Raw genomic sequence first — 15,981 nt, forward strand, 5'->3', positions numbered from 1 at the left:
GCGCGAATTCAAGCGTCGTCCGGCTTCTCGCGATCATCCAGGATCAGTTGCAGGAACGTGAGATCGAGCCAGACGCCAAACTTCATGCCGACCTGAGGCAACTTGCCCACGTGCTGGAAACCGAGCTTCTCGTGCAAACGAATCGAGCCCTCGTTGCCTGACTCGATTGCGGCGACCATGACGTGCTTGCCAATGCGGCGCGCGCGCTCCAGCAGCGCGAGCATCAGCGCCTCGCCAATGCCCTTGCCGCGCTGACCGGCGTGCACGTAGACCGAGTGCTCGACGGTATGCCGGTAACCGTCGAACGCTCGCCAGTCGCCGAACGACGCATAGCCGAGAACTTGGCCGTTTTCATCGACTGAAACCAGGACCGGATAGCCCTGCTTCTGACGCTCGGCCAGCCATTGCGTGCGGTTGGCTACATCGACGAGCTTGTCGTTCCAGATCGCCGTCGTGTGCTGCACGGCGTCGTTATAGATCGAGGTGATGACCGGGAGGTCGTCCAGGCCTGCATCGCGGATAGGCATCGTTCAAATCCGTATTTCATAGTTGACCAATGTCCACCATAGTATCCGAACGAAAATCACGTGCCAATAGGATGGACTTTGCCCGGGCGTTGCGCTCCATGTCAGTTGACGTCGACCAGGACACGGCCTCTGAGCTGACCCGCCAGCATCGCCTCGGCCGCCGCACCCACTTCTTCGAGGCGGACCGTCTGCGCGGTGATGCCGTCGAGCAGCGTTGCCGGCAGATCGATGACGATGCGGTTCCATGCCTTGATGCGATCTTTTGATGGCAGCATCACCGAATCCACGCCGATCAGCCGGACGCCGCGCAAGATGAACGGCATGACGGTGGTCGGCAAGTCGGCGCCGCCGGCAAGGCCGCACGCGGCAACCACGCCGTTGTAGTTCATCTCGGCGAGTACGCGGGCGAGTACTTTCGAACCGACGGTGTCGATCGCGGCCGCCCATTTCTGCGCTTCGAGCGCGCGCGGTGCTTCGGCCCACTGCGGGCCATCGGCAAACGCCTTCGCGCCGAGGCCTTTGACGTATTCGTGCTTCTCTTCGTTGCCGGTCAGCGCGCACACTTCGTAGCCGAGCTTGCTCAGCACGGCGACGGCGACGCTGCCCACGCCTCCGGCCGCGCCCGTCACGAGCACCGGACCGCTCGCCGGCGTGATGCCTGCGCCTTCGAGCGCATTCACGCACAGCATGCCGGTAAAGCCGGCGGTGCCGATCATCATCGCCTGGCGGGTCGTGAGCCCTTCCGGCAGCGGCACCAGCCATTCGCCGCGCACGCGCTGATACTGGCTGTAGCCGCCCCAGTATTTCTCGCCCACGCTCCAGCCCGTGAGCACGACCTTCTGCCCGGCGCGCAGATTCGGATTCGACGTTTCGACCACTTCTCCGGAGAAGTCGATACCGGGCACGAGCGGCCACGTCTTGACGATCTTTCCCTTGCCGGTGACAGCCAGCGCGTCCTTGAAGTTGATCGTCGAGTATTCGATCTTCACCAGCGTGTCTTCACCCGGCAGCGCGTCGAAGCTCAGCTTCTCGATCGCGGCCTTGGTCTTCCTGTCTTCCTCGCGCAGCATCATTGCATTGAACGTCTGTCCGGACATCACGTGTTCTCCAGTTGAGATGATTGGGTCTAGAAGCATTAGTCTTCGAAGCGGCGGTCGCGCCAGCGGATGGCTTCGCGCATGCCTTGCGCGCGCGCGACTTCCATGAACGCCTTTTTGTCGGGCGACACCGCCGTCTCGACGGCATGGTCGATATCGAGCGCGTGCTTGAGCGTCTCCTTCATGCCGCGCGCCTCGAAGCTGTGATTGATCGCCCGCTTGGTTTCGCGCATCAGGTTCGGGTCGATGACGCACATCGTGCGAGCAATCCGCAGCGCCTCGTTCAGGTGCTCGCCGTCCTCGACAACGCGATTGACGAACCCGAGTTCGGCGCCCTTCTCCGCCGCGATATGGTCGAGGCCGGTCAGAATGATTTCTTTGGCCTGCTTGGGATTGGTCATCCACGGCAGCAGCATGGTGACGATGCCCGCGCCGAACTTGAGTTCCGGCTCGCCGAAGATCGCCGAGCGCGCGGCCACGGTGATATCGCAGGCGAGCACGATTTCGAACGCGCCCGCGAGACAGGCGCCGTGGACTGCGGCGATGGTCGGCTTCGGGCAGTCCCAGAAGCGCATGGTCGTATCGAAGTCGCGGTCGAGGATTTCGCGCCACACAGCCGCGCCTTCCGGACGCGCTTCCATCTGTTCCTTCAGGTCGAAGCCCGACGAGAACGCCTTTCCCTCACCAGCGATGACGATGGCGCGAACGCCTTGATCGGCTTCCGCCCGGTCCATGACCGCGTTGATTTCCTGCAGCGACTTCTTGCCCAGCGCGTTCAGGCGCTCGGGCCGGTTCAGCGTGATGATCGCGATCGAGTCTTTGACTTCATACTTGAGTGTGGTGAATTCGGACATCGGGTGTCTCCGGTTCGGTTTCAGGAATGGCCAGCAAGCGGTGCGAGCGTGCCGCCCGAAATCATGTTGCGCAGCTCGCGCCGGTCCGCCTTGCCAGTCCGCCCGATCGGGAGCGCATCGGCGATATAGATGAAGTCCGGCATCTTGAAGCGGTCGAGCCTGCTCGAAAGAAACGCGCGCAGCGTGTCCGCTTCGATCGCGCAGCCACTGTTCGGGACGATCAGCGCGTGAATGCGCTCGCCAAGAATGTCATCGGGTGCGCCTACGACCATGCAATCGCAAACGGCCTCGTGCTGCTTCAGCGCGCGCTCGACCTCCATCGGCGTCACCTTGTTGCCGCCACGCGATATCAGTTCCTTCGAGCGGCCCATCAGGCGTACCTGGCCATCCACGTCGAGCTGGGCGAGATCGCCTGATCTGAACCATCCGTCGGAGAATGCGGCTTGCGTGAGGCCGGGTTCATCGAGGTAGCCGCCCATCAGGAAGGGACTTCTGATCTGCAATTCGCCGATGACTCCCTGTTCGCACGGCGCGCCCAGTTCATCCACGACGCGGAACTGCACGTTGCTCGACGGCAAGCCCAAAGAATGAGGGTTGGCCGCCCGATCCGGAGGGAACTGGAAGAAGTCGCACGTCGACGTCTCGGTGAGACCGAAGATATTCACGAGATCGGTATCCGGAAAGAGCCGGGCGACCTGCGTCGCGAGTTGCTCGCTCAACTGCTCGCCGCCGGTCAGGATCTGGCGAAGCGTCGGGCATGCGGCAGTAAGGCCGTCGGCGTCCTGTGCGCGAACGGCGAGCATGGCGCGCAACATGGTCGGCACCACGCCGACGCGATGAATCCGCTCGTTGCGCAATTGTTCGAGCAGAAGCGCCGGAACGAACTTCTTCGGCAACACGATGGTTCCCCCTCCGATCAGCGTCAGCAGGCTCGACCAGATGCCGAAGCTGAACGTGATGTTCAGCAGTTGCAGCGTGCGTTCGTTCCTGCGGAAGTGGATCATCGCGTCGATGGCGCGCAGCTTGCCGTTGAAGGCGTCGTGGCCGATCACGACGCCCTTCGGAACGCCGGTCGATCCGGACGTGAAGATGATCATCGCGGCGCGATCGAGTTGGGCGCGCGCATCCGGCGGCGTCGCGCCTATCAGGGTGACGACATCGGAATGCGCCACATCGACCGCGAGCCGCGCCATGCTCCTGCCTTGCACGCTGTCGATCACGCTTGCAGGCGAGGTGCGATGCAGCGGCACCACCACGCCGCCCGCGAGCCACACGCCGAGAAAACCGGCGAGATCCGCGGGATGACTGGAAACGAGCACGTGCACCGGTTCGTCGGGACGGCAATCGTGCGCGATGAGCGCGCGCTCGACATCCATTGCGCGTTCGAGCAATGCGTCGTAGGTCAGCTTCGTTTCAGCCGCGTCGATCGCGACGGCCGCGCCATGCTTTCGGCATGCGGCCGCCAGAATGAAGCCAAGGTTATTCATGTCGTCCATGAGCTTTCAGTGAGGCCAAAGTGTGCGAAAGGTTGAAAGAGCCGCTTACAGCAGAAGGAGCGTGCCGCCCATCACCGCCAGCATGACGAAGAAGATGATGACGGTGAAGCCCATCACGCGGCCCATGCCCACGCCGGCAATCGCGAGCAGCGGAATGACCCACATCGGCTGCACCATGTCGGCCACGCCTTCACCGAGTGCGACGGCAATCGCGACCGCGTGTTGCGAGACGCCGAGATGCTGGGCCGCGGGCACGACGAAAGGCGCCTGCACGATCCAGTGTCCGCCCGCGCTCGGCACGAACATGCTGATGAGCACCGACGAGACGAAGGTCCAGAACGGCAGCGTGTGCGTGGTGGAAAAGCTGATGAACCATTTCGCCATTTCGTCGGCGAGGCCCGTCACCGTCATGACACCCATGATGCCGCCGTAGATAGGAAACTGGAGCAGCACCGGACCGGCGACCCGCGCGGCATTGTTGATCGCGGTGAGATAGGCGCGCGGCGTCCAGTGTGTCACCAGACCAAGGATCAGGAAGATCATGACTAGCATGTTCAGGTCCATCGTGAACTTGCCGGCCATGACTTTCATCACGATATAGCCCAGGCCCAGCGCAACGAGAATCAGGTTAAGTACCCATCCGTTGTCGAGCCACGTGGCGAAGGTCTTCACACGTTCGTCCGGCACATCGACGGTATCTTCCGCGATGAGTTTCGCCGGGTCCGCCGCGATGGTTTCGTTGTCGTGCGGCTTCATCATGCGGAACACGAGCGGAACCAGCACGGCGAGCACGACGACAGGAACGAAGTTCAACGGCGACAGCAGAAAGTCCCGCATCGGCAGCACCGAACCGGTCATCTTCTCGATGATGTTCAGCGGCGAGCCCTTCGTCGCGCTCAGCAAGGCGATGGAACTCGAAAGACCGCACGGGTAGAACGACCAGCCCGCGTAGGCGGCCGCGACGAGCCACGCGAAATCCACGCGCACCCGCTTGGCGATCTCGCGGGCGAACAACGCGGAGACGACCAGACCGACAGCCCAGTTGAGCAGGCCGCTGACCATCGAGACGAAAAAGGTGAGCGTCATCGCGCCCACGGCGGTCGTTGGATACGACGCGACCTTTCTGAGCAGCATCGACACAGGCTTCGAAGTCGACAACGCGTGTCCCGTGACGAGCGTCAATGCGACCAGAAACGCGAAGCTCGCGATCTTGAATACACCGTCATACCAGCTGGTCACGACCGTGCCGATATCGCCATGCGGCGCGAGGGCGACCGCAAGCGCGCACGTCAGCAACGTCAGCAATACAGCGATGACGAACGGGTCCGGCATCACCTTCTCGACGAGCACCACGCAAACGCGTGTGAATCCGCGTAACCCGTAGGATCGCACGGGTCTGTTCATTGACGTCGCTGCTCCTGCGTTCACCTTTTCCATTGCTCATGTCTCCGTTTGTCTGATGCGTTTCATATCGCTCAGTCTTGTGACGAGGCACTAGACGACCGGTCAGTTATGGACGTTATAGCCCCTAGTTGACTGGTCGTCTACAAAAACCTATAGTGGTTGCGGGAAAGTACCGACGCGGCTCGACAGGCAATCGACGCGACCTTTGAGGAGACTTCAAGTGAGCACTGGGCTGGGCGCAGATCGAACGGAAGTGCTGGCGGCGTCACGCGCCAATCGGGCGATAGCGGTGATCGCGCTCGCGCAGCTGTTCGGCACATCGCTGTGGTTCAGCGCGAACGCGGCCATGCATGACCTGCAGATGTCGTGGCACCTCACTGCGTCGGGAATGGGATGGCTCACGAACTCTGTGCAGGCCGGATTCATCGCCGGAACATTGATTTCGGCCTTCACGGGAATCGCGGACCGGCTGCCGACGAGCCGCGTCTTCGCCGCCTGCGGTTTGCTCGGCGCGGTGCTGAATGCGCTCTTCGCATTGTGCAGCGCGGGCTTCGCATCGGCGGTGGTGTTCCGCTTCGGTGTCGGCGTCGCGCTGGCCGGCATCTATCCTCTAGGCATGAAGCTGCTCGTGACGTGGGCGCCCGCGCGGGCCGCGCAGACGCTCGCATGGCTCGTCGCCATGCTGACGCTCGGTACGGCTTCGGTGCACGCGATACGCGGCGCGTTCGATGCCGTGCCGTGGCAGACCGTGGTCCTCACGTCGTCGCTGCTGGCCATGATCGGCGCGGCGATGGTGCTCACGCTCGGCGAAGGACCGTACGCGCGCCGCACAAAATCGAACGCAGGCGTGAGCAACGCGCGCTCGGTGTTTCGTTCGCGCGAATTTCGCGCTGCGGCTTTCGGATACTTCGGTCACATGTGGGAGCTCTACGCCTTCTGGACACTCGTGCCGCTGCTGGTCGCTCACGCGTTGCAGGCGGACACGACGGCATCCACGCGCGACATTGCGCTGTGGTCCTTTGCGGTCATCGGTATCGGCGCGTTGGGTTGTGTCGCGGGTGGCGCTTTCAGCAAGCGATTCGGCAGTGCGCGCGCGGCGTTCATCGCGCTCCTCATGTCGGGATCGATCTGCCTGCTGTATCCGTTTCTTGCCGACAGAACGGCCGGGTACGCGCAACTCGCGGTGCTGCTCTTCTGGGGCGTGAGCGTGGTCGCCGACTCGCCGCAGTTTTCCGCGCTGTCCGTGCGCGCCTGTCCGCCCGAACTGGTCGGCGGTGCGCTAACGATTCAGAATAGCCTCGGTTTCTTCATCTCGGCCTGTTCGATCTTTTCGGCCACGAGTGTGTATCACTCATTGGGCGCGTGGAGTTCGCTGCTCCTGCTTCCGGGCCCGCTGTTCGGCCTGATCGCAATGAGCCCGCTTTTGAAGAAACAGCCGCGCTGGTAGAAAGCGTCTCAATCATCCGAAGGACGTCACATCAATGGCAACGATTTCAAACAAGAAAGAAGGTGGTCGCCGCTCCGAGCTGATCCGGCTCGGTGTCGCGATCCTGACCGAGAAGGGTTTCCACAACTTCTCGCTCGATGAGCTCGTCGCGCTCGCGGGCGTGCCGAAAGGTTCGTTTCACTATTACTTCAACAACAAGGACGCATATTGCCTCGAAGTCATTCAGGCTTATCACGAGTACTTCGCGAAGAAGCTCGACATGCATCTGAAAGACGCGAGCCTCTCCCCGCTCGAACGCATCAAGGCGTTCACGGAAGATGCCGCGATCGGCATGCAGCGGCACAAGTTCAAGCGCGGTTGCCTCGTGGGCAATCTGAGCCAGGAACTGGCCGCACTGGACGAGACCTTCCGCAAGGCGCTCATGGACGTTCTGCAAGACTGGCGCCGACGGATCCGCGAATGTCTGGAGGAAGGCAAGGCAAGTGGCGAGATTCGCGCGGATGCGGACACCGCCGCGCTCTCGCGATACTTCTGGAATGCGTGGGAAGGCGCGGTGATGTGCTCGAAGCTCGAGAAGTCAAGAGAGCCGCTCGATGACGCGAGCGCTGCATTCCTCGCGCAACTGACACAGCATCCCGCCAAACGATGAGCGCAGCACGGGTGGCTTGGTTGAGTAATCACACGAACAGCATCGAGGAGATGGTATGAGCGCAGACAACGGCTGGAGCAATACCCTCAACGGCATGCCCGCGGCGGGATCGAGTGCGGAGCGTCAGAAAACGATGAGCATGCGCGACATCGAATTGTTCACGGAAATCACGGGCGACCGCAATCCCCTGCACTACGACGAAGAACTCGCGAAACAGTCTCCTTTCGGCGGTTTGATCGTGCAAGGCGGCGTCACGTCCGGCATGCTCAACGCCATCGTCGCGGAAGCTTTGCCCGGGCCCGGCACCGTGTTTCTCGGCATGGAGCTCAAGTTCTCCAAGGGCGTGCTGGTGGGTGACACAGTGACCGGTCGCGTCGAAGTGAAGTCAGTGCGCGAGGACAAGCCTATCTGCAACGTCGAAGTTTCCGTCGTCAATCAGCGGGGCGAAGTCTGCCTCAGCGGAACTGCAACGACTTACACCATGCCGTTGAAGGTGCCGAGGTGATGTTTCGCACCGGCCGAGATGTTTAGATGCCACGTCCAGGAATCGCGTTCCGGTTGATCCGGTGCCTGTCATGCGCGCTCAAATTCGTCATCGATTGCGTCAGATTCAGTGCTCCATCGATACGAGCGGCGCGACGAATTGCTGGAAGTGTGGCGACCAGATCGGAATTGACCGGTCGACATTGAACATGCCGTGACCGTTGCTGCCAAAGGGCGGTTCGATGATCAGCTGCCCCTGACCGCCTGCCGCCCGAAAGGCCGCAAACCATGTCCTGACGACTTCAGGTGAAAAGTACTGGTCGTTCTGAACGTAATGCCAGAGAACGGGAACGCGGGTCGTCGATGCAAAATGCGCGATGGTGTCGGCCATCTGCTGCGGATCGCACGGCATGCCTGGATGTTTCAGCGGGTCTCCTCCTCGACCACCCGAGAAGTTGACGACCGCAACCAATCCTTCCGGTGCATGGCTGGCGGCCGCCAGAGAAGCAAACCCGCCCGCCGATTGCCCCACCAGAACAACCCGGTTTCGATCCACTTGGGGCAAGTTCTGCGCGTACGTGACAGCCGCAAGCACGTCCTTCGCTGCTTCCTTGCCGGCATCCATGTAATCGGGATTCCGGCAAGAGCGGATCTCCTCCTCGTCGGTGCCTCCCGTCGCCCCATAGCCACGTCGGATCGGCACGATGACAGCAAAGCCAAGACTGACGAACGTCCGTATTTGTGGCAACTTGCGAAAGCGGCCGATCTTCGGCCGATCTCTCGGATCAGGCGGACTACCATGACTCAGGACGATCAGCGGAAAGGGGCCAGTGCCGTCGGGCATGTAGGTGGTAGCCACGATGTCGCGTACATGATCGCCAACTATTCCGTGCTCTTTCAGCGGGATCTTGACGATGGTCTCATGGACGTCGAGAGCAAGGGGCTCGGCCTCATTGACGGTCGATGCACATCCGGCCACGAAGCCAATCAATATGATGAGTGTCGTGAAACGGCTCAGACGAGCGATCCAGTCACGCTTCACTTCTCACCTCGATCAAAGAAATGACGTCAGGGGAGCGTAACGCGAGGCCTGCTCAGACTGCAACGCGGTGTCGTATTGCGGACCCAGAGCGGACAGGCCGGCGAGACCTGCAAAAAACTAGCTGGAGCATTGTCGATTTCCGATCATCTGATTCGTCGTCAGTGAACCCCATTCAAAAAGGATCTCCCATGAAATACCTCGGCCTGGCCTACTTCACCCCCGAAAAATTCGCCGCGATGGCTCCGGACGACATCAAGGAACTGGTAAGCCAATGCCCGGCATTGGACGAGAAGATGCGCGCTACCGGCAAGGTTCTGATTTCCGCCTCGCTTGGCGATCTGGACAAATGGAAAACGCTTCGCACGCGCACTGGAGAGACGCGTGTCACCGATGGACCTTACACCGAGTCGAAGGAAGTCGTGGGTGGCCTGTTCATCATCGAGGCGGATAGCCCTGACGAGGCGTTGCGCATCGCGTCCATGCACCCGGCTGCCACACTGGGCGAAGAAGGCGGATGGGCCGTGGAGCTCATCCCCCTGGATTTCTATCTGGCCCGATGAGGATTTGGACGCCGTGCTCCAGAAGGCGTTGGCGTTCCTTTCACCACCGACAGCCGCGCCGCGTCGGGGGCATCGCGCTGACGTCCGCCGCGGGCCGGCATCTGCCTGAGAAGCTCGACACTCCCGGGCCAGGAAAACATCCACGTCCATAACTTCGCAGCGACGAGTCCGGTGTCGCGGATCAGATGAATGACCTGCGCGATCTTCTCGACCACAGAGGGCGCGAGGGCGATGGTCGGTTCGTCGAGGAGCAGCAAGCGCGGTGCGGCCATCAGCGCGCGCGCGACCGCCACCATCTGCTGCTGCCCGCCGCTCAGCGTGCCGGCGGGCGCGCCGAGCTTTGCAACGAGATCGGGAAAGTAGGCGAGACAGCGTTCCAGATCGGCGCTCACAGCACGTGCGTCGTTGCGGCAATACGCACCCAGTTCCAGGTTCTCGCGGACCGTCATGCTGCCGAAGAGACGTCTTCCTTCCGGCACCAGACATAGTCCCCGCCGCACCCGTATATCCGCCGACGCCGCGTCCATCCCCTCCCCGTTCAGCGTCATGCTGCCCGCCTGCGCCGTGATGAGGCCCGCCACGTATTTCATCAGCGTCGACTTGCCCGCGCCGTTCGCGCCGATCAGCGTCACGATCTGTCCGCTGCGCACCTGAAAACTCGCGCCGCGCACGGCAGGCACCACGCCGTAGCTGATCGACACGCCGGACACGTCCAGCGCGATATCGTCACTTCTGCTTTCAATTCTCATGGCCGGCTCCGAGATACGCTTCGATCACGCGCGGGTCGCGGCGAATGTCCTGCGGCGTTCCCGTCGCCAGCATGCGCCCGTGATGCAGCACGACGATGCGGTCGCAGACCTGCATCACCGCTTTCATGTTGTGCTCGACGAGCAGCACCGAACTGCCGTACTCGCCGCGGATGCGCTCGAACACGTCGAGCGTCGCGGCGACTTCGGTCTGATTCAGACCGGTGAGCGGTTCGTCGAGACACAGGATGCGCGGCCGCGCTGCGAATGCGATGGCAATGCTGACGAGCCGTTGCAGACCGTGCGGCAAAGTCCCGGCGATGTACACGCCGCCTTCGCCGGGCGAAGTTTCAAGCTGGCAAGCTGCCGCCAGTTGCACGGCCATCGTGCGCCGCATTCCACCCGCGATCAGAGGATTCCTGATGAAAAGCGCAAGCTCTGCGTCTGGCATACCGAAGCCGCTGCATACCTGGCAAGGTTCCGACGGCGTCCGGTTAGCCGGCGATACGTGGGGCCATCCCGACGGTGAAGTCGCTGATGCAATTGCCGTCTATCGGCCATCGCAATCGCGGCGGCGCAACCTCGGCGGCCTGGCGAAAAACGTACGGCTCGACAACGATGGCCGCTATCGCTATCGCTATCGCTATCGCTATCGCTATCGCTGGCACTAAGACCCGAATTTTCTCGCCCGGCCAATCGATCCTCACGCGCGGCACGCGCGTCTCGCCGACGCCGCGAGAGGCCTGGCACTGCCGACGCTGCTCGTGCGGGGCGGTAGCTCGGATGTCGTCAGCGAGGCCGGCGTGCGGGAGTTCATTGAACTCTGCCCCCATGCGGAGTACGTGAACATCGCGCAGGCAGGCCATATGGTGGCCGGGGACCGCAACGATCTGTTCGGCAACGCGGCCATCGATTTTCTCGCACGGCCGGGCGGCTCCGCGAAGCCCGCCGGATCGACGTAAGCGAGTTCAGATAGGAGGCGACTCGGGAGAGGCTGAAAAGTGGTGCTGGCGGATCTTCCACTCATTCTGCTGCCGCACGATGAGGAGCGTCGTTCGCAGCCGGGAGCGCGACACGCGACTTCCGCCGAGCACGAACAAGAACTCACCAAAGCCTTGGGCCAGAAAACAGTCATCCGTGACAGGGATGAAATGCTGCTCCACGAGTTCCAGCGTAGCCGATTCGATCACGCCTTCATACGAAGCAAAATATTCGCGAATCGCGCGCGGGCCGACGGCATGTCCAGGCCGTCCGCCGAAGAACAGAGCGTCGTCCGTATAGACCGCCGTCAGCGCATCCACATCCCAGTTGCGCGCAGACAAATTCCACGAAGCCTGTACGACGGCGAGCGCGGACCGGGCCACATCGGTGCTCTTGTGCATGGAGTCGCCTCTTTATCAGTTCAGCGATTTTTCATCATCACGCTCGGCAAACGCGTGGAGACCGCGCAGCGTAATTTCCACGCGCCAGCACGTGCGGCCGAGTCGCTTCCTTTAGCATGATTTGCCCGCGCGTCCGGGTCAATTCGTCCGACCATCCTGTTCCGTAGTCTGGAACTGTCAGGGCTATTCTTTAGTGGTCGAAAGACTGGCACGAACGGCATGCCTAACATTTCGTTCAGGCGCGCTTCGAGGTAGTATTAGAAATCTTGATACTGCCGTCTGACATGCTGTTTTCTTGAATTCGTCAACATAGACTGTTTCTCGAGGTGCTCATTCGAACCAGGCACCAGGAACGAGAGATAGGAGACGATTGTGAGCAAACAGGTATTACTCGAAGATCTACCGCTTCGCCCATTCCACGTAGGCGTCGCGTTCAGCGGAACGGGTGGCCAGTTCAGCGATGGCTTCGTGCTTGGCATCATCGGCATTGCCGTGAGCATGGCAGCGGGTCCGCTGCATCTCGATGCGCTGTGGATGGGACTGCTCGGCGCGGCATCGCTGGCCGGTCTGTTCTTCGGCAGCATGTTCGCGGGTCCCATCGCCGATAAATACGGCCGCCGGACGATTTTCGCATTCGACATGCTGCTCTTCGCAGTCGTTTCAGCCGCCCAGTACTTCGTCACGTCCCCTGCTCAACTGCTCGTTTTGCGCCTTGTTCTTGGCCTCATCCTCGGCGCCGATTACGTTGTCAGCAAGTCTCTGGTCACCGAGTACTCACCCCGACGCTATCGCGGACGCCTGCTTAGCGTGCTTGCGGCGGCCTGGGCAGCAGGCTATGTCGGCGCTTACCTCGCTGGCTTTGCGATGCGCGATATCGGCCCCGACGCCTGGCGCATCATGCTCGCGGCGAGCGGCATTCCCGCCCTGTTGATTCTTCCGTTCCGTCTCATGGTGCCCGAGTCCCCGATGTGGCTGATGAAGCGTGGTCGTGGCGACGAAGCACTGGCGATCGTCCATCGCAAGTTCGGTCCCAAAGTCATGCTGTCGACGCCGGGCGCTTCGCCTCAGCAACGTCGAGGCGCGTGGTCGGAGCTGTTCTCGCCGCGCTGGCGCAGGAACACGCTCGTCGGATGCGTCTTTTACACGTGCCAGGTCATTCCTTACTTTGCATTGGGAACCTTTGCGCCGAAGGTGCTCGAAGCGCTGCAGGTCAAAGACAAATTCGTCGGCGGCCTCGTCTACAACGTCCTGCTGTTCGCGGGCGCCATCATCGGTCTGCTGCTGATCGACAGGATCTCGCGCCGTACCTTTCTCATCGGTACCTTCTATCTTGCCGCGCTCGGTCTGGCCGTGCTCGCCTACGCCAGCTTCGGGCCCATCGGTACGATGCTCGCGTTCGGCGTTTTCGCCTGCATTCTCTCGGCTGCAGCCAATCTCGAGTTCGTCTATCCGCCCGAGCTGTTTCCCACTCATCTGCGAGCATCCGGCGTCGGCCTGGCTGTTGCATCGAGTCGCTTCGGTTCGGCCATCAGCACATTCCTGTTGCCGATAGCGGTTCAACATGTCGGCATTCACTCGGCTCTGGGCGTTTGCGTGGCGGTGCTGCTCTTCGGTGGCGTGTTCTGTCACGTGATGGCGCCCGAAACCGGCACCGAGAATCTCTCTGACGTTTCATCCAGCAACGCCGACGACGACCGGTCTCAGGATGCGCCGCGTCATGAAGCGACTGTCGCGGCCGTAGCAGCCAGTCATCCCAAGACGCGGATCTGACTTGCCATCGGGATGCCGGCGATCGGGCGCGTGTCGATAAGTCGATGCTCAATGCAAGGAAACGGGTCATGCCGCCGAACAAGCCGATCGATATGCACGCAGTACAGGTCTTCGTCGCCGTCGCGGAAGAAGGAAGCATGTCCGCGGCAGCAACCAGGATGGGCATATCCCAATCAGGGGTATCGCAGATCATCCGACAACTCGAAGACGAGTTGGGCGTCGTGCTGGTGAACCGTACGACCCGGCCGCTCGCGTTGACTCCATTCGGCATCGCGCTTCGCAACCGTGGCGCCGTGTTGAGCGAGGAAATTGCGAATCTGAAGGCGCAAGTGGTCGAAGCAGGACAAGGTATCAAACCAGATTTGCGTATCGGGCTGGTCGACTCGTTCGCTTCCACCTGCGGGTCGATCTTTACCAAGAATCTTTTGAGCAAGGTGTCGCAGCTGTCGATACGTACAGGATTGAGTCCGCAGCAGGGCGAGGCGCTTCTGCGTCGGGATCTGGACCTGATCGTCACGAGCGACCCATTGATCGATGCGAATGACGTGGTCCGGTATCGGCTCTTCTCGGAGCGCTACTTCGTCGTAACGCCCAAGGATCTGAGGAAGCCGGTCAGGACGCTGGAGGATTTGCGCGCCCTGGCGAACAGCTTGCCCATTGTGAGGTTCAACCGGACCTCTCAGGTGGGAATGCAGATCGAGCGGTACTTGCGGCGCATCGAGGTACGCGCTCCGAACCGGCTCGAACTCGACAACGCCGATGCGCTGACTTCGATGGTCGCGGAAGGAATCGGATGGGCGATCACATCTCCCATGTGTCTTCTCCAGGCCGTGACACATGCCGGACGGGTGACCACGCACGTCGTGGAGAAGATGGGGCTGGAGCGTTCGCTTTATCTGGTGGCGCGACGCGATGAATACAACGCATTCTTCGATGACGCGTGCGATACGGCACGCGATGTTATCGAATCGTCATTCTTGTCGAGGCTGAAAGCGCTCGGCGGAAACATAGAGACACTTATTACCGTTGGCGAAAGGATCAATCATGAATGAGCTTGGTTTGGGCGAGCAGCGAATCGAACGCGACTACGTTGGCGAAGTCAGTATTCCGGGCGACAAGCTCTATGGTGTCAACACCGTCCGTGGTGTCGAGAATCTCACGGTGTCGCCGATCGGCGTCGCTCACTACCCGGCGTTCCGGGACGGGTTCGCGCAAGTCAAGTGGGCCGCCGCTCTGGCCAACCTCGATAACGACGTGATCAGCAAAGCGCAATGTGAAGCGATCGTGCAGGCGTGCAAGGACGTCATTGCAGGACGCTGCGACGCGTCGCTCGTGGTCGACCTCATGGAAGGATCGGGGGGGACTTCGACCAACATGAACTTCAACGAAGTCATTGCAAACCGCGCCCAGCAGATCATGGGGCACGCGGCGGGAAGCTATGAGGCTGTTCACCCCAACGATCACGTGAACGCCTCCCAGTCGACGAACGACGCTTATCCCGCAGCGTTGAAGATCGCAACCCATGCGATGCTCGGACCGCTGATCGCGCAAGTCGCTCGACTCGCCGCTCTGTTCGATGGCAAGGCCGCCGAGTTCGCGGATGTTCTTCATCTCGGTCGCACTTGCCTGCAGGACGGCCAGCCGATGCGCCTGGGCCAGTTGTTCGGAGGCTATGCGGCGCTGACCGAGCGTCTGGCGGAAGAACTTGCCGCGGTTCGCGACAAGCTCCGCACACTCCCGCTAGGCGGCACCGCTATTGGAACCGGCTTCGGTGCTCCGGCGGGTTATCGCGCCGCCGTCTACGTGCACCTTGGCAGCGTCACTGGCGTGAAGTATCAGGCGCCAAAAAACCCGTTCGATGCGATGCAGAACATGGACGTGTTTTCCCGCGTGTCGGCTGAACTGCGTACCACGGCGGTCTCGCTCGCAAAAATCGCGTCCGACCTGACGGTTCTGTCGTCCGGCCCCGTCGGCGGTTTGGGCGAACTGAAGCTGCCGGAGGCACAGGCCGGTTCATCGATCATGCCGGGCAAGGTGAATCCCGTACTGCCGATGGCCATGATTCAGTTGAGCTTCGCGGTCGTCGGAAACGACGTCGCCGTCGCGCAGGCCGTGCAGTATGGCGAACTGGAGATCAATCACTTCGAACCCGTGGTCGCGTCGCGCGTGTTCGACAGCATCGCCCTGCTTACGAATGGCATCCGCCGGTTCGCCGAGAAATGCGTGAAGGGCATTCAGGCAGACGTCGAACGCAACGAGAAGCATCTGATCGAGTCGATGGCGGTTGCAACCGCGCTGGTTCCGAAGATCGGATACGCCCGTGTGAGCAAGCTTGCACGTCAGTCCGTTGCGGAAGGCCGCTCTCTCGTGACCATTCTCGACGAGTCTGGATTGCTTTCGTCGGACGCCACGATGGCGGCGATTCGCAAGGCTTCCTATCCCGTGTTCGAAGCTTGAGCGGGCGAGCCACGCGGGTCACCCGAGCGAACGCGGGCGGCCCTCCTGTAAAGAGAATTGAACGACA

General features: G+C 61.5%; 17 protein-coding genes and 1 pseudogene. 9 read left to right on the top strand and 9 right to left on the bottom strand.

The window, feature by feature from the left end; all coding sequences use genetic code 11:
• Nucleotides 1-8: 8 nt before the first annotated feature.
• The 5 genes from NK8_RS23220 to NK8_RS23240 form a co-directional block, all read right to left on the bottom strand.
• A complete protein-coding gene (locus NK8_RS23220; protein ID WP_213231379.1) occupies nucleotides 9-527 on the bottom strand; it encodes a GNAT family N-acetyltransferase in 519 nt (172 codons plus the stop codon).
• 101 nt (nucleotides 528-628) lie between these two features.
• On the bottom strand, nucleotides 629-1,624 hold the full coding sequence (locus NK8_RS23225; RefSeq protein ID WP_162068401.1) for an MDR family oxidoreductase: 996 nt from the start codon (nucleotides 1,622-1,624) through the stop codon (nucleotides 629-631).
• 38 nt (nucleotides 1,625-1,662) lie between these two features.
• Nucleotides 1,663-2,478, bottom strand: coding sequence for an enoyl-CoA hydratase/isomerase family protein (locus tag NK8_RS23230; RefSeq protein ID WP_213231380.1), 816 nt, complete (start codon nucleotides 2,476-2,478; stop codon nucleotides 1,663-1,665).
• 20 nt (nucleotides 2,479-2,498) lie between these two features.
• Nucleotides 2,499-3,974 (bottom strand): class I adenylate-forming enzyme family protein, encoded by a 1,476-nt coding sequence (locus NK8_RS23235; RefSeq protein ID WP_213231382.1) that lies wholly within the window; start codon nucleotides 3,972-3,974, stop codon nucleotides 2,499-2,501.
• Nucleotides 3,975-4,019: 45 nt separating this feature from the next.
• Nucleotides 4,020-5,378, bottom strand: coding sequence for a TIGR00366 family protein (locus NK8_RS23240; RefSeq protein ID WP_162068404.1), 1,359 nt, complete (start codon nucleotides 5,376-5,378; stop codon nucleotides 4,020-4,022).
• 220 nt (nucleotides 5,379-5,598) lie between these two features.
• Here NK8_RS23240 and NK8_RS23245 point away from each other — a divergent pair, with 220 nt between their 5' ends.
• Genes NK8_RS23245 through NK8_RS23255 form a run of 3 tightly spaced genes read left to right on the top strand, consistent with a single transcriptional unit; the run spans nucleotide 5,599 to nucleotide 7,979 of the window.
• Nucleotides 5,599-6,825: an MFS transporter gene (locus tag NK8_RS23245; RefSeq protein ID WP_225936398.1), complete on the top strand. Its 1,227-nt coding sequence runs from the start codon at nucleotides 5,599-5,601 to the stop codon at nucleotides 6,823-6,825.
• 34 nt (nucleotides 6,826-6,859) lie between these two features.
• Entirely contained in the window at nucleotides 6,860-7,474 is a 615-nt protein-coding gene (locus NK8_RS23250; protein ID WP_213231384.1) for a TetR/AcrR family transcriptional regulator, read from the top strand.
• Nucleotides 7,475-7,529: 55 nt separating this feature from the next.
• Nucleotides 7,530-7,979 (top strand): MaoC family dehydratase, encoded by a 450-nt coding sequence (locus NK8_RS23255; RefSeq protein ID WP_162068406.1) that lies wholly within the window; start codon nucleotides 7,530-7,532, stop codon nucleotides 7,977-7,979.
• A gap of 105 nt (nucleotides 7,980-8,084) precedes the next feature.
• Here the strand turns inward: NK8_RS23255 and NK8_RS23260 are convergent, their stop codons facing one another.
• Nucleotides 8,085-8,999, bottom strand: coding sequence for a dienelactone hydrolase family protein (locus tag NK8_RS23260; RefSeq protein WP_213231386.1), 915 nt, complete (start codon nucleotides 8,997-8,999; stop codon nucleotides 8,085-8,087).
• 188 nt (nucleotides 9,000-9,187) lie between these two features.
• On the opposite strand from NK8_RS23260, the gene NK8_RS23265 reads away from it, so the two are divergent.
• Nucleotides 9,188-9,559: a YciI family protein gene (locus tag NK8_RS23265; RefSeq protein WP_162068408.1), complete on the top strand. Its 372-nt coding sequence runs from the start codon at nucleotides 9,188-9,190 to the stop codon at nucleotides 9,557-9,559.
• Here NK8_RS23265 and NK8_RS23270 read toward each other — a convergent pair.
• Complete coding sequence (locus NK8_RS23270; protein WP_213231389.1) at nucleotides 9,544-10,308, bottom strand: ABC transporter ATP-binding protein; 765 nt, start codon at nucleotides 10,306-10,308, stop codon at nucleotides 9,544-9,546. The two genes, NK8_RS23265 and NK8_RS23270, sit on opposite strands and share 16 nt — an antisense overlap.
• Nucleotides 10,298-10,627 (bottom strand): annotated as a pseudogene (locus tag NK8_RS23275) (ABC transporter ATP-binding protein); the annotation flags it as partial. The gene NK8_RS23270 and the pseudogene NK8_RS23275, both read right to left, overlap by 11 nt.
• Nucleotides 10,628-10,727: 100 nt before the next feature.
• On the opposite strand from NK8_RS23275, the gene NK8_RS42860 reads away from it, so the two are divergent.
• Both NK8_RS42860 and NK8_RS42865 read left to right on the top strand, forming a co-directional pair.
• Nucleotides 10,728-10,976, top strand: coding sequence for a hypothetical protein (locus NK8_RS42860; protein WP_225936399.1), 249 nt, complete (start codon nucleotides 10,728-10,730; stop codon nucleotides 10,974-10,976).
• 93 nt (nucleotides 10,977-11,069) lie between these two features.
• On the top strand, nucleotides 11,070-11,267 hold the full coding sequence (locus NK8_RS42865) for an alpha/beta fold hydrolase (RefSeq protein ID WP_225936400.1): 198 nt from the start codon (nucleotides 11,070-11,072) through the stop codon (nucleotides 11,265-11,267).
• Nucleotides 11,268-11,273: 6 nt separating this feature from the next.
• Here NK8_RS42865 and NK8_RS23285 read toward each other — a convergent pair whose 3' ends face one another.
• Nucleotides 11,274-11,687 (bottom strand): nuclear transport factor 2 family protein, encoded by a 414-nt coding sequence (locus NK8_RS23285; protein ID WP_213231391.1) that lies wholly within the window; start codon nucleotides 11,685-11,687, stop codon nucleotides 11,274-11,276.
• A gap of 372 nt (nucleotides 11,688-12,059) precedes the next feature.
• Here NK8_RS23285 and NK8_RS23290 point away from each other — a divergent pair, with 372 nt between their 5' ends.
• The 3 genes from NK8_RS23290 to NK8_RS23300 all read left to right on the top strand — a co-directional run bounded on the left by NK8_RS23290 (nucleotide 12,060) and on the right by NK8_RS23300 (nucleotide 15,914).
• Entirely contained in the window at nucleotides 12,060-13,457 is a 1,398-nt protein-coding gene (locus NK8_RS23290) for an MFS transporter (RefSeq protein ID WP_213231393.1), read from the top strand.
• A 68-nt stretch (nucleotides 13,458-13,525) separates the two neighbouring features.
• Nucleotides 13,526-14,509, top strand: coding sequence for a LysR family transcriptional regulator (locus tag NK8_RS23295; protein ID WP_213231395.1), 984 nt, complete (start codon nucleotides 13,526-13,528; stop codon nucleotides 14,507-14,509).
• Nucleotides 14,502-15,914 carry an aspartate ammonia-lyase gene (locus NK8_RS23300; protein ID WP_213231397.1) on the top strand — a complete coding sequence of 471 codons (1,413 nt, stop codon included), beginning with the start codon at nucleotides 14,502-14,504 and terminating at the stop codon, nucleotides 15,912-15,914. Before NK8_RS23295 ends, NK8_RS23300 begins: the two co-directional genes overlap by 8 nt.
• Nucleotides 15,915-15,981: the final 67 nt, after the last annotated feature.

Origin of the sequence: Caballeronia sp. NK8 (assembly GCF_018408855.1) — a bacterium.
Lineage (GTDB): Bacteria > Pseudomonadota > Gammaproteobacteria > Burkholderiales > Burkholderiaceae > Caballeronia.